At 72.3% G+C, this 26133-nt stretch carries 25 protein-coding genes; 6 read left to right on the top strand and 19 right to left on the bottom strand.

Annotation, left to right across the window (positions count from 1 at the left end):
• Positions 1-78 precede the first annotated feature (78 nt).
• The gene (locus AB0K00_RS47740) at positions 79-450 is read left to right on the top strand and encodes a metalloregulator ArsR/SmtB family transcription factor (RefSeq protein ID WP_363536457.1); all 372 of its coding nucleotides are present in this window, start codon (positions 79-81) and stop codon (positions 448-450) included.
• Positions 447-938 (top strand): SRPBCC family protein, encoded by a 492-nt coding sequence (locus AB0K00_RS47735; protein WP_363536454.1) that lies wholly within the window; start codon positions 447-449, stop codon positions 936-938. Before AB0K00_RS47740 ends, AB0K00_RS47735 begins: the two co-directional genes overlap by 4 nt.
• Here the strand turns inward: AB0K00_RS47735 and AB0K00_RS47730 are convergent.
• Entirely contained in the window at positions 910-3228 is a 2319-nt protein-coding gene (locus tag AB0K00_RS47730; RefSeq protein ID WP_363536451.1) for an ATP-binding protein, read from the bottom strand. The genes AB0K00_RS47735 and AB0K00_RS47730 overlap by 29 nt on opposite strands.
• A complete protein-coding gene (locus tag AB0K00_RS47725) occupies positions 3225-3887 on the bottom strand; it encodes a HAMP domain-containing sensor histidine kinase (RefSeq protein ID WP_363536448.1) in 663 nt (220 codons plus the stop codon). The genes AB0K00_RS47730 and AB0K00_RS47725 overlap by 4 nt, the downstream gene beginning before the upstream one ends.
• Before the next feature lie 100 nt (positions 3888-3987).
• On the opposite strand from AB0K00_RS47725, the gene AB0K00_RS47720 reads away from it, so the two are divergent.
• Positions 3988-4362, top strand: coding sequence for a response regulator (locus AB0K00_RS47720; RefSeq protein WP_363536446.1), 375 nt, complete (start codon positions 3988-3990; stop codon positions 4360-4362).
• A gap of 74 nt (positions 4363-4436) precedes the next feature.
• Here AB0K00_RS47720 and AB0K00_RS47715 read toward each other — a convergent pair whose 3' ends face one another.
• Positions 4437-5081 carry an SIMPL domain-containing protein gene (locus tag AB0K00_RS47715; protein WP_363536443.1) on the bottom strand — a complete coding sequence of 215 codons (645 nt, stop codon included), beginning with the start codon at positions 5079-5081 and terminating at the stop codon, positions 4437-4439.
• Positions 5082-5194: 113 nt separating this feature from the next.
• Here AB0K00_RS47715 and AB0K00_RS47710 point away from each other — a divergent pair, with 113 nt between their 5' ends.
• Positions 5195-5527: a hypothetical protein gene (locus AB0K00_RS47710; protein WP_363536441.1), complete on the top strand. Its 333-nt coding sequence runs from the start codon at positions 5195-5197 to the stop codon at positions 5525-5527.
• A gap of 86 nt (positions 5528-5613) precedes the next feature.
• Here the strand turns inward: AB0K00_RS47710 and AB0K00_RS47705 are convergent, their stop codons facing one another.
• The 9 genes from AB0K00_RS47705 to AB0K00_RS47665 form a co-directional block, all read right to left on the bottom strand.
• Positions 5614-6498 carry a hypothetical protein gene (locus AB0K00_RS47705; protein WP_363536438.1) on the bottom strand — a complete coding sequence of 295 codons (885 nt, stop codon included), beginning with the start codon at positions 6496-6498 and terminating at the stop codon, positions 5614-5616.
• A gap of 68 nt (positions 6499-6566) precedes the next feature.
• Entirely contained in the window at positions 6567-8651 is a 2085-nt protein-coding gene (locus AB0K00_RS47700; protein ID WP_363536435.1) for a glycoside hydrolase family 2 TIM barrel-domain containing protein, read from the bottom strand.
• Positions 8652-8721: 70 nt separating this feature from the next.
• Positions 8722-10125 carry a mannitol dehydrogenase family protein gene (locus AB0K00_RS47695; RefSeq protein WP_363536502.1) on the bottom strand — a complete coding sequence of 468 codons (1404 nt, stop codon included), beginning with the start codon at positions 10123-10125 and terminating at the stop codon, positions 8722-8724.
• Positions 10122-11330 (bottom strand): D-mannonate dehydratase ManD, encoded by a 1209-nt coding sequence (gene manD, locus AB0K00_RS47690; RefSeq protein ID WP_363536432.1) that lies wholly within the window; start codon positions 11328-11330, stop codon positions 10122-10124. Before manD ends, AB0K00_RS47695 begins: the two co-directional genes overlap by 4 nt.
• Entirely contained in the window at positions 11327-12157 is an 831-nt protein-coding gene (locus AB0K00_RS47685; RefSeq protein ID WP_363536429.1) for an ABC transporter permease subunit, read from the bottom strand. The genes manD and AB0K00_RS47685 overlap by 4 nt, the downstream gene beginning before the upstream one ends.
• Positions 12154-13047 (bottom strand): ABC transporter permease subunit, encoded by an 894-nt coding sequence (locus tag AB0K00_RS47680; RefSeq protein WP_363536426.1) that lies wholly within the window; start codon positions 13045-13047, stop codon positions 12154-12156. The genes AB0K00_RS47685 and AB0K00_RS47680 overlap by 4 nt, the downstream gene beginning before the upstream one ends.
• Positions 13047-14105 carry an ABC transporter ATP-binding protein gene (locus AB0K00_RS47675; protein ID WP_363536423.1) on the bottom strand — a complete coding sequence of 353 codons (1059 nt, stop codon included), beginning with the start codon at positions 14103-14105 and terminating at the stop codon, positions 13047-13049. Before AB0K00_RS47675 ends, AB0K00_RS47680 begins: the two co-directional genes overlap by 1 nt.
• A complete protein-coding gene (locus AB0K00_RS47670) occupies positions 14102-15328 on the bottom strand; it encodes an extracellular solute-binding protein (RefSeq protein WP_363536420.1) in 1227 nt (408 codons plus the stop codon). Before AB0K00_RS47670 ends, AB0K00_RS47675 begins: the two co-directional genes overlap by 4 nt.
• A gap of 45 nt (positions 15329-15373) precedes the next feature.
• A complete protein-coding gene (locus AB0K00_RS47665) occupies positions 15374-16372 on the bottom strand; it encodes a LacI family DNA-binding transcriptional regulator (protein ID WP_363536417.1) in 999 nt (332 codons plus the stop codon).
• Between the two features lie 156 nt (positions 16373-16528).
• Here AB0K00_RS47665 and uxaC point away from each other — a divergent pair, with 156 nt between their 5' ends.
• Complete coding sequence (uxaC, locus tag AB0K00_RS47660) at positions 16529-17935, top strand: glucuronate isomerase (protein ID WP_363536414.1); 1407 nt, start codon at positions 16529-16531, stop codon at positions 17933-17935.
• On the opposite strand, the gene AB0K00_RS47655 is transcribed toward uxaC, so the two are convergent.
• Both AB0K00_RS47655 and AB0K00_RS47650 read right to left on the bottom strand, forming a co-directional pair.
• Positions 17917-20313 (bottom strand): DUF4132 domain-containing protein, encoded by a 2397-nt coding sequence (locus AB0K00_RS47655; RefSeq protein WP_363536411.1) that lies wholly within the window; start codon positions 20311-20313, stop codon positions 17917-17919. The genes uxaC and AB0K00_RS47655 overlap by 19 nt on opposite strands.
• Positions 20310-20696, bottom strand: a complete 387-nt coding sequence (locus tag AB0K00_RS47650) for a hypothetical protein (RefSeq protein WP_363536408.1) — start codon at positions 20694-20696, stop codon at positions 20310-20312. Before AB0K00_RS47650 ends, AB0K00_RS47655 begins: the two co-directional genes overlap by 4 nt.
• A gap of 136 nt (positions 20697-20832) precedes the next feature.
• Here AB0K00_RS47650 and AB0K00_RS47645 point away from each other — a divergent pair, with 136 nt between their 5' ends.
• Positions 20833-21129, top strand: a complete 297-nt coding sequence (locus AB0K00_RS47645; protein ID WP_363536405.1) for a TetR/AcrR family transcriptional regulator C-terminal domain-containing protein — start codon at positions 20833-20835, stop codon at positions 21127-21129.
• On the opposite strand, the gene AB0K00_RS47640 is transcribed toward AB0K00_RS47645, so the two are convergent.
• From AB0K00_RS47640 to AB0K00_RS47620, 5 genes are read right to left on the bottom strand one after another with little or no spacing between them, the layout of a single operon-like run.
• Positions 21116-22108: an SMP-30/gluconolactonase/LRE family protein gene (locus AB0K00_RS47640; protein WP_363536402.1), complete on the bottom strand. Its 993-nt coding sequence runs from the start codon at positions 22106-22108 to the stop codon at positions 21116-21118. The genes AB0K00_RS47645 and AB0K00_RS47640 overlap by 14 nt on opposite strands.
• A gap of 53 nt (positions 22109-22161) precedes the next feature.
• Positions 22162-23238: a VWA domain-containing protein gene (locus AB0K00_RS47635; RefSeq protein ID WP_363536399.1), complete on the bottom strand. Its 1077-nt coding sequence runs from the start codon at positions 23236-23238 to the stop codon at positions 22162-22164.
• Positions 23238-24197: a VWA domain-containing protein gene (locus tag AB0K00_RS47630; protein WP_363536396.1), complete on the bottom strand. Its 960-nt coding sequence runs from the start codon at positions 24195-24197 to the stop codon at positions 23238-23240. The genes AB0K00_RS47635 and AB0K00_RS47630 overlap by 1 nt, the downstream gene beginning before the upstream one ends.
• Positions 24194-25111: a DUF58 domain-containing protein gene (locus tag AB0K00_RS47625; RefSeq protein WP_363536393.1), complete on the bottom strand. Its 918-nt coding sequence runs from the start codon at positions 25109-25111 to the stop codon at positions 24194-24196. Before AB0K00_RS47625 ends, AB0K00_RS47630 begins: the two co-directional genes overlap by 4 nt.
• 2 nt (positions 25112-25113) lie before the next feature.
• Positions 25114-26106 (bottom strand): MoxR family ATPase, encoded by a 993-nt coding sequence (locus AB0K00_RS47620; protein WP_363536390.1) that lies wholly within the window; start codon positions 26104-26106, stop codon positions 25114-25116.
• Between the last annotated feature and the right edge of the window lie 27 nt (positions 26107-26133).

Here is a 26133-nt window from a genome sequence, read left to right as displayed (position 1 = left end):
CGATGTCAAGGCCCCTAAGCAAGACTTCAGACATCGTTACGCTCGCAAACGTGTAACCCATGGGTTACGCTTCCGGTCGTGGACGACGTGGCGGAGGCGATCGCGGACCCGGCCCGCCGGGAGATCCTCGTGCTGCTGCGCGGCGGGCCGCGCTCCGCGGGCCACATCGCCGCCCAGATCGGCGACCGGTTCGGGATCAGCCGCCCCGCCGTGAGCCGTCACCTGCGCGTCCTGCGCGAGTGCGGCCTGGTCCGCGACACCCTGCAGGGCCGGCACCGCCACTACGACCTGGACGCCACCCGCCTCGGCGAGCTGACCGGCTGGCTGGCGCAGTTCGCCGCGCCGTCGATCTGGGAGCAGCGCATGGACGCCCTGGAGACCGAGGTCCACCGCACCCGCCGCGACCGGCGCCACGCCGCCGTTCCTACTGCCGAGGAGAACATCGCATGAGCCTTCGACCAACCGGCTACTGGACGCCCACCCCCACCGGCGGCGACCTCGTGGTCACCCGCACCTTCCGCGCACCCATCGAGGACGTGTGGGCGAGCGTGACCGAGTCCGACCGGACCGCCCGCTGGTTCGGCCCGTGGAAGGGCGACGGCCGGCCCGGCGGCACGATCCAGTTCCAGATGGTGCAGGAGGAAGGCGCACCCTGGTCCGAGGCGCGCATCGAGGCGTGCGAGCCGCCGACGCGCCTGGCGTTGCACAGCGACATGGCGCATCTTGAGCTGCTGCTGTCCACCGTGGACGGTGGCACGCAGCTGCGGCTGGTGCACCACCTGCCCGGCACCGACGGCGTCGGGGAGTTCGGCCCCGGCTGGGAGTTCTACCTCGACGCGCTCGTCGCCTCCCGTGACGGCACCGCAATGCCGGTCTTCGACGACTACTACCCGTCGATGAAGGACCACTTCACCGCGCTGCCGACCGCGCCGGCGTGACGGTGTCGCTGGGGCGCATGAGGCGTTCCCAACCCGCGTCCGCCGAGCTGCCGTAGGTGCGCAGCGCCGCGATCGGGTCGGGCTCGACCGCGTCGGCGGCCAGTGGCAGCGTCACGCGGAATTTGGTGCCGCCGCCGGGGTTGTCCTCGACCGCGATCGAGCCGCCGTGGCGTTCCACGATCCGCCGGCAGATCGCCAGGCCGAGCCCGGTGCCGCCGTAGTCGACCGGCCGGGCCCGGTAGAACGACTCGAACACGCGGGCCTTCTCCCCGTCGGGGATGCCGATGCCGCGGTCGGCGACGACGAGGTGCACGCCGCCGGCGTCGGCGTGCGCGGTGACCGACACGTGCGGCGTGCGACCGGCCGGGGTGTACTTGATGGCGTTGCCGACCAGGTTGTCCACGACCAGCCGCAGCAGCCCCGGATCCGCCTTGATCTCCGGCAGGTCGCCGATGTGCACCGCCGGGGTCGGCGGATGGTTGACCGAGGACGCCATCGCCAGGTGTACCGGCGGTGTCGGCGCGGTGCGCTCGGCGACCACGGACTCGACGATCGCGCGCAGGTCGACGTCGGTGAGGTTGAGCGGCGCGTCGCGGGCCGTGGTGTACGCCAGCAGGTCGTCGATGATCGACCGCATCCGGGTGGCGCCCTGCCGGACCCGTTCGACCGCCGCCTGGGCGGTGTCGGACCGCGACAGACCGCCGCGGCGCACGAGACCGCCCGCGGCACCGTTCGGCGGATCCACGGGCCCGGCGGACAGCGCGTCGGCGGCCACCGCGGCGAACCCGTGCACCGCCGTCAGCGGGCTCTTCAGGTCGTGCGCGACGACCGCGGCGAACTGGGCGAGCTCCGTCTCGTAGCGGCGCAGCGCGGTGATGTCGTGCAGGACGGCGACCGCGCCGCGCGGGCCGCCGGCGGAGCGGTCCAGGGGCCGGGCGGTGACGCTGACGAGGATGCCGTCAGGGTGGGTCGGGTTGCGGATGACCATCTCGACCCGGTCCACGGATACCCCGCGCAACGCCTTCACCATCGGCAGCTCGGCGGCGGGGAACGGGGTCACCCGGTCCGGCAGGTACGCGCCGTAGTGCGCCGGCCAGTCCTCCAGGTGGTCGGCGTCGTCGGCGGTGCCGAGCAGCTGCCGGGCGGCGGGGTTGTGCAGCAGGACCCGGCCGTCGGCACCGACGACCGTGACGCCCTCGCCGAGGCTGGTCAGGATCGCCTGTTGCAGCGCGGCCTGGTTGCGGGCCTGGCGTTCGGCGGCGCGCAGCTCGCGGGTCGCGTCGTGCACCAGGATCATCGCCTTCGAGCGGCGGGTCGACAGCAGGTACACCAGCAGCGTCACCAGCACGGTCAGCAGCGCACCGGCGGCGGTGGCGACCAGGGGGCGGTCGGTGTAGGCGCCGGGCAGGTCCCGCGGGTCGGCGTTGACCTCCAGGTGCCACAGCCGCTGCGCGATCGCGATGTCCTGCTGCCGGCGCAGGGCGTCGCCGGGGGTCGCGAGCCGGTGCACGGTCGCGATCGTGAGCAGGCCGCCGCCGGTCTGGGTCGCGGACAGGGTCGCGGTGACCCGCCGGTGCAGCACCTCGCCCAGCGCCCCGCCGAAGAAGCCCTCGCCGCGCAGGCCGAGCACGACCCAGCCGCGCAGCGCGCCGCCCGGCCCGGTGACCGGGGTGGCGAGGCTGAGGGTCCGGCGCTGCTCGTCGGCGGGGCGGGACGCGTCCCGGGCGAGCAGCGCCGCGTTGGACACGGCGGCCCGCCCGGCCCGGCGCGCCTGCCGCATGACGTCGGCGAGGTCGGGGTTGCCGCCGAGGTCGGTCCCGCCGTCGAGCGGGGCGTTGCCGTCGAGCTGCCGCGCGTACACGCCGAAGTAGTGCTCCTCGATCCCGGCTGCGGGCCGCAGCGTGAGCCCGTCGGCGCCGTCGGCGCGCCACGCGTCCTGCACCGCGGCGACGTCGGCGGGGCCGGCCGGGACCACGAACACGAGCGCGGTGGCGCCCGCCAGGGCCTCCCCCGGCACCTTCGAGGTCGCCCGTTCGAACTCCTGCGGGCTCAGCCCGTCGTGGGATCCGAGGGCGGCCGCCACGTTGTCGATGGTGTCGACGTACCGGCGGACCTCCCCGGCGACGGCCGCGGCCGCGAGATCCGACTGGCGGTCGATCACCTGCTGCGCCGTGCGCCGTTCCTTGCCGCTGATGACGACGGCGACACCGATCGTGGCGAGCGCCCCGAGGACGAGGATCGCGGCGGCGAGCGCCATCGAGCCGTACCAGCGGTGGTGCGCCGCCGTCATCGGGCCCGCCGCATCGGCCGGACCACGACCCGCTCACCGGGCCGGGCGGTGCGGGGCAGCACGACCCGCAGCTCGCTGCCGTCGTCCGTCACGCTCCCGCCGTGCTGCTCGGCGATCGCGCGCACCACGGCGAGCCCGAGCCCGACGATGCCGGCCGGCTCGTCGTGCTCGCCGCCGACGACGGTGACCCAGGCCCGGGTGCCGTCGCCACCGGTGCTGACCCGCAGCTCGGCGCACCCGGCGAAGCAGCCGGCGGCGTGGTTGAGCAACGCTGCCAGCAGGTGCTCCAGCTGCCGGGGATCCGCTTGTACGACGCAGCTTCCGCCGCCGTGCACGCAGCGCAGTGCCGGTTCGTCGGGTCGCGCGTGTGCGGTGTGCGCCCGCACCGCGCGATCGCACAGGCGCGACAGGTCGAGGTCCTCGACCACCAGCCCGAAGGCGACGGCATCGACGGACGCGAGCAGGAGCAGGTCGTCGATGAGGCTGTCGAGGCGGTGCACGCAGGAGTTGAGCATGGTGAGCAGGTGCCGTTGCCGCTCGGTGAGCGGCCCGGTGACCTCCTCGCGGAGCACGTCGCTGTAGCCACGGATGCCGGTGAGCGGGGTCCGCAACTCGTGCGACAGCTGCTGGAGAAACTGCGGCTGCACCGCTGCGGTCATCGTCGGGGCCTCCAGACGCCGGGGGGAACATCCAGATCCACCATAGTTGAGCCGTTTTGTCCATATACTCAGATCCGGAGCTTCCAGGAGGTTGGTGCGCATGTCGACGGTGCTCGTGGCCGAGGACGACCTCGCGATCCGGGAACTGCTGACGTTCCTGCTCGACTCGTCCGGCCATCAGGTGATCGCCTGCGCCGACGGCGGCACCGCGCTGGAGACCGCCCGGCGCGAACACCCCGATCTGGCGATCCTGGACGTCAGCATGCCCGGCATCAACGGCATCGAGGTGTGCCGCGCCCTGCGCGAGACCGCCGACACCGAGCTCATGCCGGTGCTGATCCTCACCTCGCACGGCCAGTGGCTGGACGTCAGCACCGGCTTCGACGCCGGCGCCGACGACTACCTGGTCAAGCCGTTCGAGCCCAGCGTCCTGATGGAACGCATCGAGACCCTGCTGTCCGACGCCCCGGAGTGAACCGGGCCGCCGGCGGGTCCTCGCCCGCCGGCGGCGTCGTGGGTCAGTCGCGGCTGATGGCTCAGCCTCGTGGGTCAGTCGCGGCTGATGGCGAAGCCGAGCATCACGGCCGCGTTGACGACGATCTGGCCGGGGACGAAGTCCTGGCCGGCCGCGTCCGCGGCGGCGGAGGCGTGGCTGCGGTACCGTTCCGCGCCGGGCCGGTCGGCGTCGACGTCCTCGATGTGCAGCACCGCGCCGAGGCGGACGGCCGCGGCCTCGGCGTAGAGCTCGGCCTTGGCGCGGGCGGCCGCGACGGCCTTGCGCCGGGCCTCGGCGCGCAGGGCGGGCTTGGCGGTAACGTCGAAGTCGATGCCTTCGATCTCGTTGGCGCCGGCCGCGACCAGGTCGACCAGCAGCTGCTGGACCCCGTCGAGGTTGGCCGACTCGACGGCGAACGCGGCCACGCACTGGTAGCCGATGAACCTGTGGGCCCCGTCGATGTAGCTGGTCGCCGTCGAGAGGTTCAGCCTGGACGCCTGGACGGCGGCGTCCGCGACACCGTGGCCGCGCAGGGCGGTCCGGACCTCGCTGACCGCGGTGCTCGCGGCCTCGAACGCGGCCGAAGGCGTCTGCTCCGTGTTGACGATCTTGAACCGGACGCGGACCAGATCAGGGAGTGCCTTCACGCTCGCCGCACCGTACGCGCTGACGCCCCACGGCCGCCCGATCATCTGCATGGACGCGCTCCAATCTGTAGCGGGACAATGTCCGTGGGGTACGACGCCGCGAGCCGCCGATGAGGTTGCACGCCAGGGCGGCGTAGTTGTCCGCTGCGGCTACCTTGGCCCGCATGACCGTCCGACCCGCTCCGGCGCCGTTCACCTGGCGCCGCGCACCGCTGTCCGCGCTGCTGCTCGTCCTCATGCTGCTGTGGCTGGCGAGCCCGCTCTTCTGGCTCTACGCGGTGGGCAGGGTCGGACCCGAGTCGGACGCCGACCCGACCCCGGATCAGGCGCGGGCGCAGCGCATCGTGGACTGGTCCACGTTCTGCTACCTGCTCATCGCGCCCACCGTGGTGCTCACCATCGCCTGGTGGACGCGGCGGCGGGTGGTGCTGGCGCTGACCCTCGCCGCGATCGGGTTCGCGGTCCTGGCACTGGCCGCGTTGTTCCTGATGGACTGAGCCCGCCTCAGCCGCCGGCGTTGAGCGCGGTGTGGACCGAGCCGGCCTCGGCCGCCGGCGTTGAACGCGGCGTGGGCTGGGCCGCCTCAGCTGCCGGCGTTGAGCGCGGTCACGAGGGAGCGCAGCCACGGCTCGGCGAGGGCGGGCTCGCCGTCGGTGGCGCGGGCCAGCGCGCGGCGGCCCTCCCGGCTGCGACCGTAGGCGACCAGCGCGACGGCCTCGGCGAGGGCGGCCCGGGTGCGTTCGTCGCGGTCCGCGCCGTCCGCCCCGGCCAGCCACCGTTCGGGCCGGAACGAGCGGGTCAGCTTCGTCTGGTGGTCGCCGAAGTAGGACCAGGCCCCGTGATCCAGCGAGACGTTGACGACGGCCCGGGCCGGCAGGTCGGCGGTCCACGCCGCGCCGTCCTGCTGCCAGCGGTACGCGTTGGGGCTGGTCTTCCGCCGCGGGGTCACGCCGACGAACCGCAGCTTCCGGCGGATCACCGGCCACGGCTCCCGCTCCTCGTCGATCCAGGCCCGCAGCAGCGCGTACAACTCGGTGAACGTCGAGCCCTCGCTGACGACGTCCACGAACGTCACCGGCCGGTCCCCGCGGGCCAGGTCACGCGGGGCGGCGCCGACCCCGGCCAGGATGCGCCGGGCCTGCCGCTGCTCGGCCTGCGTCAGCGGCCGGCGCCGCCACCGCCGAGACCCCCACGGAATCGACGGCCGGGCAAAGGAGAACGGCAGCCGCCGCGGCCACGCCCGGCCCTGAAGCGCGCCGCCGAGCAGGTCGTGCATCGAGTCGAGGGACCTGCCGACGAAGACGAGGTCGCCGTTGCCGCCGCGGGCGAGCACCTTCCCGGCACACGCCACGAGGTCGTCGAGGAACCACAGGTCCGGCGGCGCGACCCCGTCCAGCATCGAACCCAGCTGGTCCGGCGTGACGAGGTCCCACCGGAACGGCACACTGTCGTCGCCCGGTCCCCGCATCGCCCGATTGTGCCAGCCGATCCCCGCGGCGCCCCGGCGGCGGGAAGGCCGCCGGGGCGCGGGTGGGGTCAGTTCAAGGTCCACGTCACGGTGTCGGTGACGGGGGTGCCGTTGATGGTGGCGGTGACCTGGACGGTGTTGGCGCCGGGGCGCAGGGTCACGCCGGTCCACTTGAAGATGTGGTCGGTGGCGCTGCGGGAGCCGAGGGAGACACCGTTGAGGGTGGCGGTGACGGTGGCGGCGTTGGAGTAGACCTTGAGCTCGGTCGCCGCCGTCGTGCGCTGGGTCCAGCGCCGGCTGGTGATGTAGAGCGTCGGGGTGGACGCCCAGTTGGCCTTGTAGAAGTAGAAGGCGTCCTTGCGGGTCAGCCGGTCCCGGGTGACGAGGCCCTTGTCGTTGATGCCGGGCTGGCCGCCCTCGTTGCGGGCGTCGGAGGCGAAGTCGAACATGTTCCACACGTAGGTGCCCCAGATGTACTGGCGGGCGTCGAGCTGTTTCCAGGAAGCCTCGTGCAGCAGCGCCTGGTACTCCTCGGGGTGGTTCTGACCGCCGGGGCTGGGCGGGGACGGGTTGAGGGCGTGCTGGGTGGTGTTGGCGCCGGCGCCGTACTCGGACAGGGCGATTCTGCGCGACGGGTTCGCGGCGTGCAGGCTGTCGAGGTTGCCGCCGAGGTCGTTGTAGGTGCCGTTGTACCAGCCGAAGTACTTGTTGTAGCCGCTGGCCTCGGCGTGGTTGTTCACGGCGCCGGTGTCGCTGACGCAGCAGCTGGCGTAGACGGAGACGCGGTCCGGGTCCTCGGTGTCGACGAGGCCGGCGAGCTGGTCGAGCAGTGCGTTCGTGGCGGCGTTGTCGACGCGCTGTTCGTTGCCGATGCCCCAGAACACGATGGAGGGGTGGTTGTAGTTCTGCCGGATGAGCTCCGTCAGTTGCTGGCGGGCGTTGGCGGTGAAGGCGGCGGAGTTGGTGGTGTCGTTGACGAGCGGGATCTCCGCCCAGACGACGAGGCCGCGTTCGTCGGCGAGGCTGTAGTCTTTCTGGTCGTGCTGGTAGTGCGCCATGCGGACGGTGGTGGCGCCGATCTCGCGGATGAGGTCGAAGTCGGCGGTGTGCTGCGCGTCGTTGACGGCCCAGCCGACGCCGGCGCGGTCCTGGTGCAGGTTGACGCCGTGCAGGTCGTACGGGTGGCCGTTGAGGGTGAAGCCGGTGTTCGCGTCGACGCTGAAGGTGCGCAGGCCCAGGGGTTCGGTGACCACGTCGGTGACCTGGCTGCCGGAGCGGATCTCGACGTTCGCGTTGTACAGGTATGGGTCGGCGAGCCCGTCCCACCGGTGCGGGTTGGCGATGGTGACGGTCTGGGTCACGTCGACGCCGGCGTTGGCGGCCACGGTGCGGGCGGGCAGCGACTGGTCCGCCACGACGGTGCCGGTCGCGTCGGTGATGACGGTCCGGACCACGACCGAGCGGCTGGTGGTGTTGTTGTTGAACAGTTTCGTCGTCACGTCGACGGTCGCGGACGTCGCGGTGACCGACCGCTGCCGCAGGTAGACGCCGGGGCCGGCGGAGTCCAGCATCCGCACCGCGAGGGGGTCGAGGACCTGGAGGCTGACGTTGCGGTAGATGCCGCCGTCGAAGCTGTAGTCCGCGGACAGCGGGGCGATGTCGGCGTTGTTGGCGTTGGTCACCTTGACCGCGATGACGTTGTCCTGCCCCACCTTGAACGCCGAGGTGGCGCCGAAGCGGAAGCGGGAGTAGCCGCCGGAGTGCTTGCCGAGGTAGGTGCCGTTGACCCACACGTCGGCGACCTGGTTGGCGCCGGCGAACTGCAGGAACAGCATCTTGCCGGCGAAGGCGGCCGGGACGGTGTAGTGCCGGCGATACCAGCCGACGCCACGGTAGTAGTTGTTGCCGCCGTCCGCACCATCAGCCGCGTTCCAGGTGTGCGGGACGTTGAGCTGCTGCCACGCGCTGTCGTTGAACGCGGTGGCTTCGGCGCCGGCGACGTCACCCTTGTTGAAGCGCCAGCCGCTGTTGAGGTCGACCCGTTGCCGGGCCGCGGGCGGGGTGTAGGTGGCCGCGGACGCGCTGGGCGCCGCGACCACGTTGGCCGCCACGACCATGACGGCCGCGGCGAACCACGCAAAGATCCTGGGCATTGCTTCACTCCCTGTCGGGACGTATGGCGGTACGCGCCGCCTCGGGCGAGGCGGCGGTGAGGTGCCGTGTTCAGTTGTCGTGCAGCAGGCGTCCGGCGTGGGCGACGAGCAGGTCGCGCCAGACGGGGTCGGGCGGTGACGGGAGCACCGGCAGGAGCGAGTCGACCAGCGACGCCGCCGAAGAGGCGTCCGCCGCGGCGGCCAGGGTCTCGGCGAGGGGGTCGTCGACGGGGCCGCGGGTGGCGACGTACACCATCCACGCGGCGACCGCGAGTGCCGTCCACTGTGGAGTCCCGCCGGCAGCGAGCCGGTCGCGGGCGGTCCCGAGCAGCCGGATCGGCAGCTTCAGCGACCCGTCGGCGGCGACCTGGGCGGTGCGGTGGCCCAGGGCCGGGTCGGCGAACCGGCGCAGGACCGACTCCTGGTAGCCGGGCAGGTCGAACCCGTCCGGCAGGGTGAGGGTCGGCGCGGCGTCCTCGGTCATCAGGCGGCGGGCCGCGTCGGCGAGCACCGGGTCGGTCATCGCGGCGGCGATGGTGTCGTGGCCGGCGAGCGCGCCGGTGTAGGCGAGCAGCGAGTGGGTGGCGTTGAGCAGGCGCAGCTTCGCCGCCTCGTACGGGGCGACGTCGGCGGTGAACACGGCCCCGGCGGTCTCCCACGCGGGGCGGCCGGCGGCGAAGGTGTCCTCGATGACCCACTGGGTGAAAGGTTCGGCGACGACGGCGCCCTCGTCGCGGACTCCGAGCGCGGCGGCGACCGCGGCCAGGTCGGCGGCGGTGGTCGACGGCACGATCCGGTCCACGACGCACGACGGGAACGCGACCGACGCGGCGATCCAGTCCATGAGCCGGTCCCCGGCCGGCAGGGCCGCGCAGAAGTCGGCGACCAGGCCGCGCAGGGTGGCGCCGTTGGCGGGCAGGTTGTCGCACGACAGCACGCTGATCGGGCCGGCGTCGGCGCGGCGGCGCAGCTCCAGGCCGGCGACCAGCCGCCCGACGGCGGACCGGGTGGGCGGCTGCGGGAAGGTCGCGAGGTCGGCGCGGACGAACGGGTCGGTGAGGTCGAGGTGGCCGCCGGCGAACCGGTAGCCCTTCTCGGTGACGGTGAGCGTGACGAGACGGACCCGCGGGTCGGCGATGCGGGCGGCCGGGCCGCCGCACGCGTCGGGGGTGTGGATCTCGCGCAGCGCGCCAATGACCTGCGGCGGCGCGGCGCCGGCGCCGCGTTCCAGCACGGTGTAGAGCCCGTCCTGCGGGGCGAGCTGGTCACGCACGGCGGCGGAGCGCTGGGTGAAGCCGCTGATCCCCCAGGTGGGGTCCGCGGCGAGCACGGCGTCGGTGTAGACGGCCTGGTGCGCCCGGTGGAAGGCGCCGACACCCAGGTGCACGACGCCGACCGTGACGCCCGAAGGGTCGTAGGCCGGCGTGCGGACGCCGTGCAGCGATGGCAGCGCGGTGCGGCCGAGCCGGGTCACCAACTGTGCATCGTCCCGTCTTCCAGGCGGTTCACCGGCAGTGACGCCGGCCGGTACGGGTACTGCGCGGCGAGTTCCTCGTCGATGTCGACGCCGAGCCCGGGCGTCTCGGACGGGTGCAGGTAGCCGCCGTCGAAGTGGTAGCCGTGCGGGAAGACCTCGTCCGTCGCCGGCGTGTGCCGCATGTACTCCTGCAGCCCGAAGTTGGGAATGGCGACGTCGACGTGCAGTGCGGCCGCCATGCAGACCGGGGACAGGTCGGTGGCGCCGTGCGAGCCGGACCGCACGTGGTGCAGCGCCGCGAGGTCGAAGATGCGGCGCAGGTGGGTGATGCCGCCGGCGTGCACGACGGTGGCGCGGATGTAGTCGATGAGCTGCTCGCGGATGAGCTGCTCGCAGTCCCAGATGGTGTTGAACACCTCACCGACCGCGATCGGGGTGGTGGTGTGCTGCCGGATGAGCCGGAACCCTTCCTGCAGCTCGGCGGGGACGGGATCCTCGATCCACGTCAGGTCGTACGGCTCCAAAGACTTGCCGAGCCGGGCCGCCTCGATCGGGGTGAGCCGGTGGTGCACGTCGTGCAGCAGCCTGATGTCCGGCCCGAACTCGTCCCGGACCCGTTTGAACACCGACGGGACATGATGCAGGTATTTCGCGGTGGACCAGACGTTCTCCGTGGGCAGCGCGGCGTCGGCGGGTTCGTAGTACATCTTGTCGCCGGAGACGCCGTAGGTGCTGGCGAGGCCCGGCACGCCGGTCTGCACCCGCACCGCGCGGTAGCCGAGGTCGACGTACCGGGCGACCTCGACCAGCGCTTCGTCCACTGTGGAGCCGTTGGCGTGGCCGTAGACGGTGACGCCCTCGCGGGAGCGGCCGCCGATGAGCTTGTACACCGGCAGTCCGGCGACCTTGCCGAGGATGTCCCACAGGGCGGTGTCCACGGCGGCGATCGCGCTCATCGTGACGGGCCCGCGCCGCCAGTACGCACCCTTGTACAGGTACTGCCAGGTGTCCTCGATGCGGGTCGGGTCCCGGCCGATCAGCTGCGGCACGACGTGGTCGGTGAGGTAGCTGGCGACGGCGAGCTCGCGGCCGTTGAGGGTGGCGTCGCCGACGCCGGTCACCCCCTCGTCGGTGATGATCTTCAGCGTGACGAAGTTGCGGTCCGGGCAGGTGACGATCACCCGGGCTTCGCTGATTCTCATGTGATCTCTTCTTCCTTGACCCGCGCTACCAGCTGGGTCGGGTTCACCAGGCGCAGCGCCAGGACGAGCAGCACCAGCATGGTGCCGGTGTAGATGACGGCCATGGCGTCGACGGACTGCTGCGCGCGGATCCCGGCGGCGGACATGGAGTTGTAGAGCGCGACGACGAGGGTCTGCGAGTCGGGGCCGGCGGTGAGGAACGTCAGTTCGAACATGCCGACGGTGCGCACCAGCACGAGGATCGACGCGGCGAGCATGCCGGGGACGAGCAGCGGGGCGAGGATCCGCACGAACACCTGGCGGGTGCCGGCGCCGCACATGCGGGCGGCGCGTTCGATCGCCGGGTCGATCTGTTCGATGAACGGGGTCATGGTGAGGATGACGAACGGCACCGACGGCACCAGGTTCGCCAGCACGACGCCGGTCATGTGCCCGGCGAACCCGTACTTGTAGAGCACGGTCGCCAGGGGGATGCCGTAGGTGATCGGCGGCATCAGGATCGGCAGCAGGAACAGCAGGTACAGCACCCGCCGGCCGGGGAACGACCGGCGGGCCAGGACGTAGGACGCGGGCACGCCGACCAGGACGGAGATCCCGACGACCAGCGCGGACACCTCCAGGGTGGTGGTGAGCACCGGCAGCAGCCCGAAGTCCCGCCACGCCTCGCCGTACCACTGGCCGGTGAAGCCGGACGGCAGCCACGTGTCGAACCATTGCTTGCCGAACGAGCTGACCACGACGGAGCTGACCAGGCCGAAGAGATTGACGAAGAAGAAGGCGACGACGCCCCAGACGAGCCAGGCGGCGGGACGGGCGGCGAGTCTCATCCTTTTCCTCCGGTGGATCCGGTGTACAGCAGCGACCGCCAACCCAGGACGGCGGCGATGACGACCAGTTCGACGAGGCCCATGACGACCGCGATCGCGGACGCCTTCGGGTAGTCGTACTGTTCGTAGCCGGCGTGCCAGGCCGCGATCGAGATGACCCTGGTCTCCCCCGCCGGGTCGCCGACGAGGACGGCGGACGGAAACACGCTGAACGCGAGCACGAACGTCAGGCAGAAGGTGGTCGCGAGGCCGGGCGCGAGCAGCGGCAGGGTGATGCGCCGGAAGCGCTGGGCCCAGCCGGCGCCGAGGGTGGCCGCCGCCTTCTCCAGCGTCGGGTCGATCCCCGACAGGTAGGACAGCACCAGCAGGAACGCGAACGGGAAGCCGGTGATGACGAGGGAGAAGAACACGCCCCAGTAGTTGTGGGTGAGCCGGATCGGCTCGTCGACGATCCCGGCCGACATCAGGGTGCGGTTGAACCAGCCGGTCGGGCCGAGGAAGTTCAGCAGGCCCTGCGCGGTGAGCACGGTGCCGAGCGTGATCGGCACGACCAGGACCGTGGTGAGCAGCCGCTTGCCGCGGAACCGGCCCCGCATGCGGTAGGCGATCGGCACGGACGCGCCGACGTTGAGCAGCGCCACCGGCAGCGACAGCCAGAGCGTGGTGGTGAGCGTGCCCCGCTCGTACGCGTCGGTGAAGAACGACCGGTAGGCGCCGAACGGGCCACCCTGTTCGGGTTGGAACGACAGCCCGATGCCGTAGAAGAACGGGTAGATGAACAGCGTCACCACGAACAGCAGCGCCGGTCCGAGCAGCAGCAGCTGCCGGTCGATGCCGCGTTCGGCGAGCCGGTGCCGCAACGCCACCCGGGTCCCGGTCACCGCCGCCATCAGTCCGCGCCCCCGGCCGGGAACACCAGCAACGATGCCGGGTCCACGGCGAGCGCGACCTTGTCCCCGGGTGTCGGGCGGTCCACGGTACGCAGGTGCAGCCGCTGCCCCGCCTCGGTGACGACCTCGACGGCGACCTCGCGGCCCTGGTACTCCACGACCTCGACGGTCGAGGTGAACCCGTCGGCCGCCAGCCGCAGCGACTCGGGCCGGACCGCCGCGACGACCTCGTCGCCGGGGGCGAGCGCGCCGACGGCGGTGCCGTGCAGCGTCAGCCCCCCGCCCTCCACCACGACGTCCTTCGCCGCCGCCGACACGACCTTCATCGGCAGCAGGTTGCGGAAGCCCATGAAGTCCGCGACGTGCCGGTTCGCCGGCTGCGTGTGCAGCTGCTCGGGGGTGCCGATCTGCTGGACCCGTCCGGCCCGCAGCACGACCAGGCGGTCCGCCATCGACAGCGCCTCCTCCTGGTCGTGCGTCACGTACACGGTGGTGAGGCCGAGCGCCTGGTGCAGCCGCCGGATCTCGGTGCGCATCTCCAGCCGCAGCTTGGCGTCCAGATTGGACAGTGGCTCGTCCATGAGGACCAGCGACGGCTCCAGGACGACGGCGCGGGCGATCGCGACCCGCTGCTGCTGCCCGCCGGACAGCTGGCCCGGCAGCTTGCGGGCCTGCTCCTCGAGGTGGACCAGCGCGATCGCCTCGTCGGTGCGACGGCGGATCTCCGCGCCGGGCAGCCGGCGCATCTGCAGCCCGAACGCGATGTTCTTCGTCACCGAAAGGTGCGGGAACAGCGCGTAGTTCTGGAAGACCATGCCGAAGCCGCGCTTCTCCGGCAGCAGCGTGTCGAGGCGGGTGTCGTCCTGCCAGATGCTGCCGGCGGTGAGCGGCAGCAGCCCGGCGAGGCAGTTGAGCGCGGTCGACTTGCCGCAGCCGGACGGGCCGAGCAGGGCGATGAACTCGCCCCGCTCGATCGTCAGGTTGAGGTCGACGAGCGCGTCCTGGCCGCCGAAGCGACGGGTGACGCCCTCGAGGCGCAGCTGGTTGAAGCCGGTCACTTCTTCACCTTCGCCCCGCCCACCTCACGGTCCCATTTGTCGAACGCGGCCACGAGGGCCTTCGCGTCGAGCGGGACCTCCAGGGGGTTGCCGGCGATGAGCTGGTCGTACTCGGCGCGACCGAAGTCGGTGATCGCCTTCTGGCTGTCGGCGGGCGCCATCGACACCGGCACGTCCTTGACCGCGGGACCCGGGTAGAAGTAGCCCTTGTCGTATGCCTTCGCCTGCTGCTGCGGGGTCAGCATGTGCTGCAACAGCAGCAGGATCGCGGCCTGCTTGTCGGCGGACACGCCCTTGGGCACGACGGCGTAGTGGGCGTCGGTGACCCAATGGAAGCCGTTGAGCGAGCCGATCTTCGCCTCCTTCGGCACCTGGCCGAGGACGCGCGGGTTGATGTCCCAGCCGGTCGTCGTCGCGATGATCTTCGCGGAGCCGTTGGCGAGGGACTTCATCGTCTCGCTGGTGGCGGACGGGTACAGCTCCACGTACTTGTTCAGCTCGGTGAGGTAGGCCCAGGTCTTCTCCCAGCCGTTGACCGGGTCCTTCGGGTCCTTGTCGCCGAGCAGGTAGGGCAGCCCCATGAGGAACGTGCGGCCGGGACCGGAGTTGGCCGGCCGGGCGTACTGCACGGTGCCGGGGTTGGCCTTGGCGAACGCCAGGAGCTCCTCGGCGCTCTTCGGCGGGTTCGGCACCTTGTCCGGCAGGTATTCGATGAGCGGTCCCGACGGGTAGTAGGTGACCGTGACCCCGAAGTCGCCGGCCAGCTTCTGCATCGCGGCGGCCCCGGGCAGGTAGGCGTTCATGCCGGGCAGGCGCGACGCGTACGCCGGGAGCAACGGCTGCCACAGCCCCTGATCGACGCCGGCGGCGAGGCCGTCGACGCCGGTGAGCACGAGGTCGATGTCGACCCGTCCGGCGTTCTGCTGCGCCTTGACCTTCGGCGCGAGCTCCGGCGCGGTCGCCTTGGAGTAGGTGACCTTGCTGATGGTGTCGGCGTGCGCGGCCACGAAGTCGTCGATCATGCCCTGGGTGAGCTGCAGGTTCCCGGCGACGTCGAGGATGTTCAGGGTCACCGCCGACGCGGGCTTCAGCGGCAGGTCACCGCTGGATGCGGGGGCCGGGGTCGACTTCGTCGGGGCGCCGCAGCCGGCGACCAGGGACAGGGCGAGCAATGACGCGGTCGCGGTGAAGCGCCGTCGGGTGAGGGTGAGGCTGAGGGACATGGCGGATTCCCTTCTGCGGGCCGGGGTGGGGCCCGTTGGACACGCTCAGGTGGAGGGGTGCGTAGGGGCGCGGCCCGTCGAGTGACGGACCATGAGCTGCGAGGGAAGCTCGCGCCGCGCGACGGCCGCGCGGTCCGGGTCCTCCAGCAGCTGCAGCAGCATGTCGACGCCGGCCCGGCCGATCGGCTCCTGCGGTTGGGCGACGGTGGTCAGCGAGGGGCTGACCATCTGGGAGAGCACGATGTCGTCGAAGCCCATGACGCTGATGGCCTCGGGGACCTTGACGCCGCGGGTGGCGAACCAGTTGAGCAGGCCGAGCGCGACGAGGTCGTTGTAGGCGATGACCGCGGTGACGCCGGCGGCGAGCACCAGGTCGGCGGCCGCGATGCCACCCGCGAACTGGGGTGCGACGTTGCCGACCTCGACCAGGTCGATCCCGGCGGCGGCGGTCACCGAGCGCAGCGCCCGGGCCCGCTCGCGGTTGGACCACGACAGCCGGGGGCCGGCGACGTAGGCGATGCGCCGGTGGCCGAGCGCGGCGAGATGGGCGACGGCCTGCCGGATGCCGTCGGCGTTGTCGATGGTGATCGCCGGGATCTGGCCGACCCGGCGGTTGAGCATGACGACCGGCGTCTCGCCGATGACCGAGCGGAGGTCCTCCTCCGCCATGCGCGGCGAGCAGAGCACGATGCCGTCGACCTGCTTGCTCAGCGCCCGGACCAGGCCGGCCTCGGCGGTCGGGTCCTCGTCGGTGTCGGCGAGGAAGACCGAGAAGTCGGACTCGCGGGCGCGGCCCTGCACGCCCTTGACGACGCCCGGGAAGAACGGGTTGGTGAGGTCGGGCACGATCAGCCCGATGTTGCCGGTGCGGCCGGTGATCAGGCCGCGGGCCGCCCGGTTGGGCTGGTAGCCCAGCTCGGCGGCCGCCCGCTCGACCCTGGACCTGGTCTCGGCCTGGACGAGCGCGGGGGTGGTCAGGGCGCGGCTCACCGTCGACGGCGACACGCCGGCCACCCGGGCGACGTCCTTGATCGTCACCGGCATCGCGCACGCTCCCTGGTTCCGGGGTGATGGGAAGCAGTCTGAAATCGTTTGCACGATGATGTCAAGACATTCCTCGATGCGACTCTTGACGAGGGGGGATCATCGGCACACAGTAATGAGAACGTTTGTGGGATCAACCGCAAGGGAGTCATCACGGTGCCGCAGCTCCACCTCGACCCCGACCGGGCCCTGCCGCCCGACCCCGCGACCCGGGAGCTCGCGCGCACCGTCTACGCCGCGACCCGGTCGCTGCCGCTGGTCTGCATGCACGGTCACGTCGACGCCGCCCTGCTCGCCGACGACGCCCCGTTCGGCGACCCCGCCGGCCTGCTGATCACCCCGGACCACTACGTGACCCGGCTGGTCCACGCCGCCGGCGTGCCCCTCGAGGCCCTCGGCATCGGCGCCGGCGCGGAAACCGACCCGCGGGCGATCTGGCGGACGTTCTGCGCCAACTGGCGGCTGTTTCGCGGCACCCCGTCGCGATACTGGCTCACCCACGAGCTCGTCGAGGTCTTCGGCGTCGACACCGCGCCGTCCGCCGCGACCGCCGACCAGCTCTACGACGAGCTGACCGAGCGCCTCGGCCGGCCGGAGTTCCGGCCGCGGGCCCTGTTCGAGCGCTTCGGCATCGAGGTCCTCGCCACCACCGACTCACCCCTGGACGACCTCGACGCGCACGCCCGGCTGGCCGGCGAGGGCTGGGGCGAGCGGGTCATCCCCACGTTCCGCCCCGACGCCCTGGTGCACCTCGCCCGGCCGTCGTGGAGCTCCGACGTGGCCGCCCTCGCGAAGCGCGCCGACGTCGCCACCGACGACTACGACGGCTACCTGTCGGCGCTGCGGGCCCGCCGCCAGGCGTTCATCGCCGCCGGCGCCCTCGCCACCGACCACGGCCACGAGTCCGCCGGCACCACCCCGCTCGGCGACGCCGACGCCCGCCGCATCTACGCCGCGGCCCTCGCCGGCCAGGTCACCGCGGCCGAGGCGGCCGCGTTCGCGGGCCACATGCTGTTCCAGATGGCGGCCATGTCCTGCGAGGACGGCCTGGTCATGCAGCTGCACCCGGGTGTGCTGCGCGACCACCACGACGAGGCGCGCCGGCTGTACGGGGCGGACCGCGGCTTCGACATCCCGGTCGCGGCCGAGTTCACCCGGTCGCTGCGGCCGCTGCTGCAGGCGTTCGGCCGGCATCCCGCGCTGCGCCTCATCCTGTTCACCGTCGACGAGACCGTCTACAGCCGCGAGCTGGCGCCCCTCGCCGGCGTCTACCCCGCCGTGCGCCTCGGCGCGCCGTGGTGGTTCCTGGACAGCCCGGATGGCCTGCGGCGGTTCCGGGCCGCGGTCACGGAGACGGCCGGCTTCTACAACACCGCCGGCTTCGTCGACGACACCCGCGCGTTCGCCTCCATCCCGGCCCGGCACGACCTGGCCCGCCGCATCGACGCCGGCTACCTCGCCGGCCTGGTCGCCCAGGGCCTGCTGGACCTGGACGAGGCCGTGGAGACGGCGGTCGACCTCGCGTACACCATCCCGCGCGAGGTCTACGCCCGCCCGGCCTGACCGAGCTGGCCGACGATCGACGGGTCCTTGATCTTGTGGTCGTCGGCCAGCAGCATGGCCTTGGACAGCACCGTCGACAGCATGGCGTCGCCCTCGAACGGCAGGAAGCGCACGCCCGCGGGTTTGGCGGCACCGGCCGGCACGATGCACAGGTAACGGTCGTTCGGGGACATCAGGATGTTGCCGCTGCCGATGTGGATGCGGTAGGTGTGCAGGTGGCCGTCCACGACGAGGTAATGGCCGTCGAGCCGGGCCCGGTCGCGGATCTTCAGCTTGGGCAGCAGGTGCTCCAGCACCTGCCGGCGGACCTGGCCGTTGGCGGTCAGTTCGCCGAACGCGAACGACCGCCAGTAGCCGAAGCGCGCGTCGTCGTCCGCGCCGCCGTCGGCCCACGTCGGGTCGGTGGCGATGGAGGTGACCCCGACGAACAGGTCGACGTCGCGCATCGCCTCGGCGAAGACCCGCGCCGGCACCTCCGCCAGCGCGACGTCCTGCCGTGCCCGGCCGCGGCCCCGTTCGAACCGGACCCGGTCGGTCGAGCAGAACTGCACGGCGTCGGCGCGTCCGCCGTCGTCGGTGGCCTGCTCGTGGTGGAACACGGCCGTCAGCCCAGCCGCCGGGAACTCCCGTTTCGCCTCGCCGTCGTAGCCGCCGTCCCAGCCACCCAGGTAGTTGCTCCCCCACCGGCGTTCCTTCATCAACGCGTACGCCTGCTGGTACCGCAGGATGTGCGCCGCGAACCGGTTGGAGTAGACGCGGGTCTGCTCCTCCGCCGGGGTCAGCAGGTACACCTCCCGGAACGCCTGCTTGAACGGCTGCGCGACCTCCTCGGCGAGGATGTGCGCGCGCCACGCACGGACCTCCTCCGGGTCGGCGTCCACCGGGTGCCAGAGCCGGATCCGCGCCCCGGCGCCCGGCTCGGCCGTCCCGCCGCCGGCGAGGGTGAAGCGACCGTCCGCGTCCGGCAGGCCGGTGTACCGGCGGTCGCCGTCGCTGACCGTCCACAGCAGACGGTGGGCGAGGCTGCCGGTGACCGGGTGCTCGAGGTACCGCTCCCGCCACGTCTGCAAGGGCCATTCGCGGTCCTCGACCAGCAGGTCCTCCAGCCGTTCCCGCTCGCCGGCGAGGGTCTTCTTCAGGTCGGTGGTGGCGCGGCGCACCTCGGCCGCGAGCTCCACGCCGACGGATGCCGGTGGCTTCGTCGTGGTCGCGCCGTCCTGTTCCCAGTCCACGCGGACCCGGGCCCGGTCGTCGACCGTGATGACGGCGGTTTCGAGGCGCCGTTGCCGCTGCCGGTCGAGGCCGCAGTCGGGGATGGTCAGCTCGGTGAGCTCGGAGCGGCTGATCCCGGCGGCGGTGGCGGCCTCGTCGAGGGCGGCGGTGATCTGCTTGAGCTTCCCGCGGTGCCGGGTGCCGCGCTGCAACTGCACCAGCGCGGCGATCGCGGCGGTGTCGGCGCGCCGCCCCAGCACCGCGTAGCAGGCGTTGAGCGGCTTCGGCTCGTGCAGCGTCGGCTCCAGGGCCAGCACCAGCGGGACCAGCCACGGCTCGCCGGACACCTGCGCGGCCCACAGCAGCCCCCGCACCATGCCTGCGTTGGCCTCGCCGACCCGTATGCGCAGGTGCCAGGAGTACTGCTCGACCGGCGCGGGTTCGCAGGTGCGGGCGAGGTCGAGCAGGTCGTGCAGCAGGGCAATGAGGTCGGGACGGCCATCGAGGAGCTCGCCCGTCCGGCGCAGCCAGATCTTCGTCGGCCGCGGGCCAGAAGTAAGGGTCAGCGCGTGATCGAGCAGCGCGCCGATCGCGTCGGCGCCGGGCGGTGCGGACCGCAGGTGCGCGACCGCCGCCCGGCTCCAGCCGTCCTCGACGCTGATCCGGCCGGCCCAGACGGACGCTGCGCCGGCCGTGTCGTCCGCGTTGTCCGCGAGCAGCATCAGCCGCCGCAGCAGGTGCGCCCGCTCGGCCGCCTCGCGCAGGGCGGACGTGTCGACCAGCTGCTGCGCCTGCCGGAACTGCGCCACGAGCGTGCTGCGGCCGGCCAGGTCCAGCCGTTCAGCGGCGCCGGTGGCGATGCGCAGCACGGTCACGGTCGACTGCTCCGCCGCCCGATGGGCGAGGCCGAACAGCAGCTCGACATCGGTCACCGTCCACGCCGGGCGGCGGTTGGCCAGGGCGGGGAAGAGGCGGGCCGCGTCCCACACCCAGCCGCGGTAGTCCGACGCCCACTCGGCGAGCGCGACGGTGACCGACCGGACCTGCTCGTCGTCGAGATCCGGCAGCACCCGCCGGTGGAAGCGCTCGACGGCGTCGGCGTCGAGCTCGGCCGGGAGCACCTGCGCGGCCCGGCCCCGGTGCGTGGCCAGGGTCTCGGCGGTCATCCGCCGACCAGCTGCACCAGGCGGATGAACACCACACGGGCCGCCTCGTCGAGGGTCAGCTCCTCGTCGAGGTCCTCGACCTGCCGGTCGCCGACGAGCACGAAGAACCCGTTGCGGTCGAACGCGGTCAGCGCCGCGTCGGCCTGCTGCTCCCAGTCGATCCGGGCCGGGGTGGCCATGCGATAGCCGTTGAGGTCCGCCTCGGCCGCGGTCGGGCGGACCAGGCCCTGGAACCGTTCGACCGGCCGGGCGTTGTAGCGCGCGACCTCCTCCCGCACCCGCAGGCGGATCAGCTCACGCAGCCGCACCGGGCCGGAGACGTCCAGTTCCAGGGCACTGACGACGCGCCCCGCGGCCGTCTCGTCATGGATCTTCACGCGCACGGACCGGAGCGTAGGCCACGCCGCCGGATCGTGTCACGCCCTCGTGCGCCCCCGCGGCACGAGGTGATCCGGTCATCCGCGCTCGGCCAGTGCTGCCCGCATGAGCTGGAGCAGGGAGGTGAGGCCGTGCTCGAAGGTGAACTCGCATACCCAGACCCTCGGCCACCTCGCCGAGACGGCGCTGGCGGCGGCCGTCGAATCAGGGTTGCCGCTCGCCGACGCCACCGCCCGCGTGTTCACCGCGCTGCACTTCACCTACGGCCGGGTCATCGAGGAGCAGGACTCCCCCGGCGCGACCCGGATGGACCCGGCCGCCGCCGCGGCCTTCGCCGCCCGGTTCCCGACCATCGCCCGGGCCCTCGCCGAGGGCGGCGCGCAGGGATTCACCGCGCGGGACGCGTTCGACGCCGGAATCCGGCTCATCCTGCGCTGAGGTCGAGCACCGCGATGGAGTCCTGGGTGAGGCTGCCGGCCACGACGGTCCCGTCGCGCTCGGCGACCGAGGTGACGAACCCGTAGGACCCGTCGCTGGTGCGCAGGTCGTGGACCAGGCCGCCGTCGAGGTCGAACGCCATGACCCAGGCGACCGGCGTCGCCTTGGGCCGCAGCGCCGCGGGCAGGTTCCACACCAGGAGCCGCAGCACGCCCGGCAGCGGCAGGAGCCGGTCGAGCAGGGCGTTGCGCGGCGCGGCGATGGCGACCCACAGCAGGCCGTCGCTGCCGAGGCTCATGTTGTCGGGGAAGCCGGCGAGGTTCTCCACGAGGGCCTCGACGGTGCCTGCCTTCGAGCCGGTCAGCCAGAACCGCGAGATCCGGTACCCGGCGGTCTCCGCGAACAGCAGGTGGCTGCCGTCGGGTGCCAGGACGAGCCCGTTGGCGAACTTCAGCTCACCCAGCAGGGTGGTGACGGTGCCGTCGGGGTCGCGGCGGATCAGCCGGCCGGTGCAGGTGTGCTCGAACATGTCACCCAGGTGATGTTCGAGGCTCCACCGCTTCGTCGACGTGGTGAACCAGATGGTGCCGTCCGGGCCCTGCACCACGTTGCTGGCGAACGTCAGCGGCTCGCCGTCGACGGTGTCGACGAGGACCTCGACGGTGCCGTCCGGCTGCAGCCGCAGCAGCCCGCGGTCGTGGTCGCAGACCAGGACGCTGCCGTCGGCGCACGGCTGCACGCCCAGGGGTCGCCCACCGGTGTCACCGGCGACCGTGCGCCCGCCGACCGGGCCCAGGCGCAGCACCCGCCCGTCGCCGGTCCCCGTGACCACGTTGCCGCGCCCGTCGAACATGACGTCCTCGGGACCGTGCCCGCCGGTCGGGAGGAGGCGGCCGACGACGAACGGCGCGGTGCCGCCGCCGTCGCGGGCGGGGCGCGGCGGCGACCAGCGGCGCGGCTGGATGAGGCGACGGGTCATGGCAGCTCCCTACCGGCACGCGCCGTGACGACGCGGCCGACAGCGTACCGCCGTTACGAGCCACCCGCGGGACGGGCAGGCGCCGGTATTCGCGTGCGGTTCCACCACTGTGCGAGGCCGACCGCGAGCAGTACCAGGGCCGCACCGGCCAGGGCGAACCATGATGTCAGCTCGGTCTTCTTGCGTTGCAGCGTCACCTGGCTCGGCAGGTCCCGCAGCACGTCACCGAGGGACTCGGCGTCCTCTGCCTTGAAGTACTTGCCGCCGGTCGTGTCGGCGACCTTCGTCAGCGTCGACTCGTCCATGTCCTGGAACCGGCCGCGGCCGCCGAACTGGCCGCCGGGACCGCCGCGGAACTGGGTGCCGCCGCTGATCTGGTCGCTGGAGCAGACCATCGGCGACGGGTTGGCGGTGCCGAAGCCGATCGTGTAGACCCGCAGGCGCCGGGCCTCGGCGGCGGCCGCGGCCGTCAGCGGGTCGACGCCGTCGGTGTTGCGGCCGTCGGTGAGCACGACGATCGTGTCCGGCTCGTATTCGCCGGTGACGGTGCCGTCGTCGGGGACCTCGACGCCGGTCGGCGGCACGTCGGGGTTGATCTCGGCGATCGCGTCGATCGAGGCGAGGATGGCCAGGCCGATCGCGGTGCCGCGGGAGGTCCGCAGGCCGTCGATCGCGTCCAGGAGCTGCTTGCTGTCGGTCGTCGGCGGCACGATCAGCCCGGCGATGCCGGAGAACGCGACCAGGCCGATCTTCTGGTTGCCGTCGTGGTCCTTGATGAACTCGCGGGCCGCCTTCTGCGCGGCGGTCAGCCGGTTCGGTGCCACGTCGGTGGAGCACATCGAGCCCGACACGTCCATCGCCAGGATGATCGTCGCGGCGCTGTCGGGCACGACCACCGACGCCTCGGGCCGGGCCGCGGCGACGCCGGTGACGAGCAGGCCGGCGGCGAACAGCCACAGCGGCACCCGCCGCTTCCACGACGTGCGGCCGGGCAGGGCCGCGCGGATCAGCGCGACGCTCGGCAGCCGCACGGCGGCGCGGCGTTTGCGGCGGCGCGTCCACCAGCGCACGGCGAGGAGCAACGGGAACGCCAGCAGCGCGACGAGGGCCCACGGCCAGTGCAGCGACATCAGAGGATCCGTCCGAACCAGGTGGTCATCAGTATGCCCCCGATGGTGAGCAGCAGCACGGCGATCACGGCGGCGGCCCCGGTCAGCTCGACCGGCTTCACCTGGGTGGTCAGCCGCAGGTCCAGCGCGCTGTAGATGTCGTGCAGCGCCTCGATGTTCTCGGCGCGGTGGTAGGAGCCGGTCGTGGTCTGCGCGACCTCGGTCAGCAGCTCCTCGTCCAGCGACGTCGCCACCTGGAAACCGTCGATCTTCACGGTGGCGCCCTCGACGGTGCCGACGCCGACGGTCTCGATGTGCACGCCGGCGGTGGCGGCGAGCTGGGCGGCGGCCACGGCGTCGGGCCCGCCGGTGTCCTCACCGTCGGACAGCAGCACGATCGTGGCGTTGCCCCAGTACCCGAGGTCCGCGGCGGGCTGCCCCTCCTCCGGCAGCTGCGCCGGCTTGCCGGCGATCACCGTGAGCGAGGCGAGGATGGCCTGGCCGATCGAGGTGCCGCCGTTGATCTGGAGCCGTTTGATCGCGGCGACGGTCGCGGTGTGGTCGTCGGAGGGCTGCTGGGTGGTGAGCGCGCCCTGGTCGAAGGCGACCACGCCGATGCTGACGCTGTCCGGCTGGGCCTCGGCGAACTCGATCGCGGCCTGCTGCGCGGCGGCGAGCCGGGACGGCGCGACGTCGTCGGCGGCCATGCTGTTGGACACGTCGAAAGCGAGGATGACGGTGCCGGCGGCCCTGGCGACCGGCAGGTCCGCCTGCGGCCGGGCGATCGACAGCAGCAGCAGCGTCAGCGCGGCAAGAAACAGGACGGGCGGCAGGTGCCGGCGAATCCCGTCCTTGTTCGTGGCCAGTCCCGCGGCCGCCAGGGCCCGGGACCGCTGCCGTTGCAGCCACCAGTACCCCACCGCCACCGCTACCGCTACGAGGACTCCGACGACCAGGAGCATCGGGTGCTGGAAGCTCATGCGCGACGCCTCTTCGACCAACGCACCATCTCGACCAGTGCCAGGAGCGGGTCCTGGTCGGTGGAGACGCGGTGCGGCGTCACCCTGGCCCGGCGCATCGCGGCCGCGAGCGCGGCCTCGCGCCCGTCGACCTGCTCGCGCAGCCGCTGCTGGAAGATCGGGTCGCTGGTGTCGACGAGGACCTGCTCGCCGGTCTCGGCGTCCTCGACCAGGACCAGGCCCAGGTCGGGCAGGTCCAGCTCCATGGGGTCGACGACCCGGATCGCGACGACCTCGTGCCGGTGGGTGAGCCGCAGCAGCGAGTCCTCCCAGCTGATCGTGTCACCGTCGTCGCCGCTGAGGAAGTCGGAGATCACGAAGACCAGGCTGCGCCGGCGGGCCTGGGACGCGGCCAGCCGCAGCATCGCGTCGACGTCGGTGGCCGGGCCCGGTGCGGCCTTCCGGGACGCGAGGGCCTCGGTCGCCTTGCCGATCTCGTGGGCGAGCCGCAGCACGTGGGTGCGGCCGGTGCGGGCCGGCACGACCCGCTGCAGGCCGTTGTCGTAGAGGATCGCGCCGATCCGGTTGCCGCCCTGCGTGAAGAGCCGGGCCAGGCACACGGCGAGCTCGGTGAGCAGCGAGTCCTTGCCGCGCGGCGCACCGCCGAACCGCATCGACGCCGACAGGTCCAGCACCAGCCAGGCGGTGAGCTCCCGGTCCTCGGTGTACTGCCGCACATACGGCTCGTCCAGCCGCGCCGTCACGTTCCAGTCGATGTGGCGGACGTCGTCCTCGTGCGTGTACTCCCGCAGGTCGGCGAAGTCGATGCCGCTGCCCCGGAACACGGTGCGGTAGGCGCCCTGCAGCTGCCCGTCGAGCCGGCGGATCACCTGCCACTCCAGGCGCCGCAGCAGGCGGTCGGGTGCGCTCGCCACGGTCAGCGGCTTCCGCTGCTGACCGGGACCGGCACGGGCAGCGCCGCCATGACCCGGGTGAGGATCGTGTCGGCGGTGACGTCGTCGGACAGCGCCTCATACGACAGCACCAGCCGGTGCCGGAAGATGTCCAGGGCGAGCTCGGTGAGGTCGCGCGGGATGACGTAGTCCCGGCCGCGGATGAAGGCCAGGGCCCGCGCGGCGAGGACGAGGTTGATCGAGGCGCGGGGGCTGGCGCCGAAGCTGATGTACCGGGCCAGGTCGCCCTGCCCGACCTCCTCCGGCCGGCGGGTCGCGTTGGCGAGGCGGACCGAGTACTCGATCAGGGACGGGTCGACGTAGACCTGCTCGACCTGGCCCTGCATCTGGATGAGCCGCTCGGGGTCGACGATCGCCTGCAGCATCGGCAGCGGGGAGATGGCCCGCTCGACGATCACGAACTCCTCCGTCGGGCTGGGGTAGCCGACGACGACCTTCATCATGAACCGGTCGACCTGCGCCTCGGGCAGCGGATAGGTGCCCTCGGACTCGATCGGGTTCTGCGTGGCCATGACCAGGAACGGCCGCGGGATGTGGTGCGTCTCCCGGCCGATGGTCACCTGCTGCTCCTGCATGACCTCCAGCAGCGCGCTCTGCACCTTCGCCGGGGCCCGGTTGATCTCGTCGGCGAGCAGCAGGTTGGTGAAGACGGGGCCGAGCGACACCTGGAACTCGCCGCTGAGCTGGTGGTAGACCCGGGTGCCGACGATGTCGGCCGGCACCAGGTCGGGGGTGAACTGGACCCGGTGGAACTGCCCGCCGATCGCCGCCGCGAGGGCCTTCACCGCGAGGGTCTTGGCCAGGCCGGGGACGCCCTCGACGAGGATGTGCCCGCGGGACAGCAACGCGACCATGAGCCGCTCCAGCAGCGCGTCCTGCCCGACGATGGTCTTCTTGACCTCGTACAGGACCTGCTCGACGGCGCCGGTGATGCCGTTTTCGGATGATGTGTCCACGTATCGTCCTTACGTCTGCGAGCGGGT

Origin of the sequence: Dactylosporangium sp. NPDC049525, from assembly GCF_040676755.1 — a bacterium.
GTDB lineage: Bacteria > Actinomycetota > Actinomycetes > Mycobacteriales > Micromonosporaceae > Dactylosporangium.
The sequence above is the reverse complement of the archived record's forward strand: the minus strand, read 5'-3'. Positions and strand labels throughout refer to the sequence as shown.

Coding starts and splice junctions, on each gene's coding strand:
- AB0K00_RS47735 (WP_363536454.1), top strand. CDS start 447: ATGAGCCTTCGACCAACCGGCTACTGGACGCCCACCCCCACCGGCGGC.
- AB0K00_RS47730 (WP_363536451.1), bottom strand. CDS start 3,228: ATGACGGCGGCGCACCACCGCTGGTACGGCTCGATGGCGCTCGCCGCC.
- AB0K00_RS47725 (WP_363536448.1), bottom strand. CDS start 3,887: ATGACCGCAGCGGTGCAGCCGCAGTTTCTCCAGCAGCTGTCGCACGAG.
- AB0K00_RS47720 (WP_363536446.1), top strand. CDS start 3,988: ATGTCGACGGTGCTCGTGGCCGAGGACGACCTCGCGATCCGGGAACTG.
- AB0K00_RS47715 (WP_363536443.1), bottom strand. CDS start 5,081: ATGCAGATGATCGGGCGGCCGTGGGGCGTCAGCGCGTACGGTGCGGCG.
- AB0K00_RS47710 (WP_363536441.1), top strand. CDS start 5,195: ATGACCGTCCGACCCGCTCCGGCGCCGTTCACCTGGCGCCGCGCACCG.
- AB0K00_RS47705 (WP_363536438.1), bottom strand. CDS start 6,498: ATGCGGGGACCGGGCGACGACAGTGTGCCGTTCCGGTGGGACCTCGTC.
- AB0K00_RS47700 (WP_363536435.1), bottom strand. CDS start 8,651: ATGCCCAGGATCTTTGCGTGGTTCGCCGCGGCCGTCATGGTCGTGGCG.
- manD (WP_363536432.1), bottom strand. CDS start 11,330: ATGAGAATCAGCGAAGCCCGGGTGATCGTCACCTGCCCGGACCGCAAC.
- AB0K00_RS47685 (WP_363536429.1), bottom strand. CDS start 12,157: ATGAGACTCGCCGCCCGTCCCGCCGCCTGGCTCGTCTGGGGCGTCGTC.
- AB0K00_RS47680 (WP_363536426.1), bottom strand. CDS start 13,047: ATGGCGGCGGTGACCGGGACCCGGGTGGCGTTGCGGCACCGGCTCGCC.
- AB0K00_RS47670 (WP_363536420.1), bottom strand. CDS start 15,328: ATGTCCCTCAGCCTCACCCTCACCCGACGGCGCTTCACCGCGACCGCG.
- AB0K00_RS47665 (WP_363536417.1), bottom strand. CDS start 16,372: ATGCCGGTGACGATCAAGGACGTCGCCCGGGTGGCCGGCGTGTCGCCG.
- AB0K00_RS47655 (WP_363536411.1), bottom strand. CDS start 20,313: ATGACCGCCGAGACCCTGGCCACGCACCGGGGCCGGGCCGCGCAGGTG.
- AB0K00_RS47640 (WP_363536402.1), bottom strand. CDS start 22,108: ATGACCCGTCGCCTCATCCAGCCGCGCCGCTGGTCGCCGCCGCGCCCC.
- AB0K00_RS47635 (WP_363536399.1), bottom strand. CDS start 23,238: ATGTCGCTGCACTGGCCGTGGGCCCTCGTCGCGCTGCTGGCGTTCCCG.
- AB0K00_RS47630 (WP_363536396.1), bottom strand. CDS start 24,197: ATGAGCTTCCAGCACCCGATGCTCCTGGTCGTCGGAGTCCTCGTAGCG.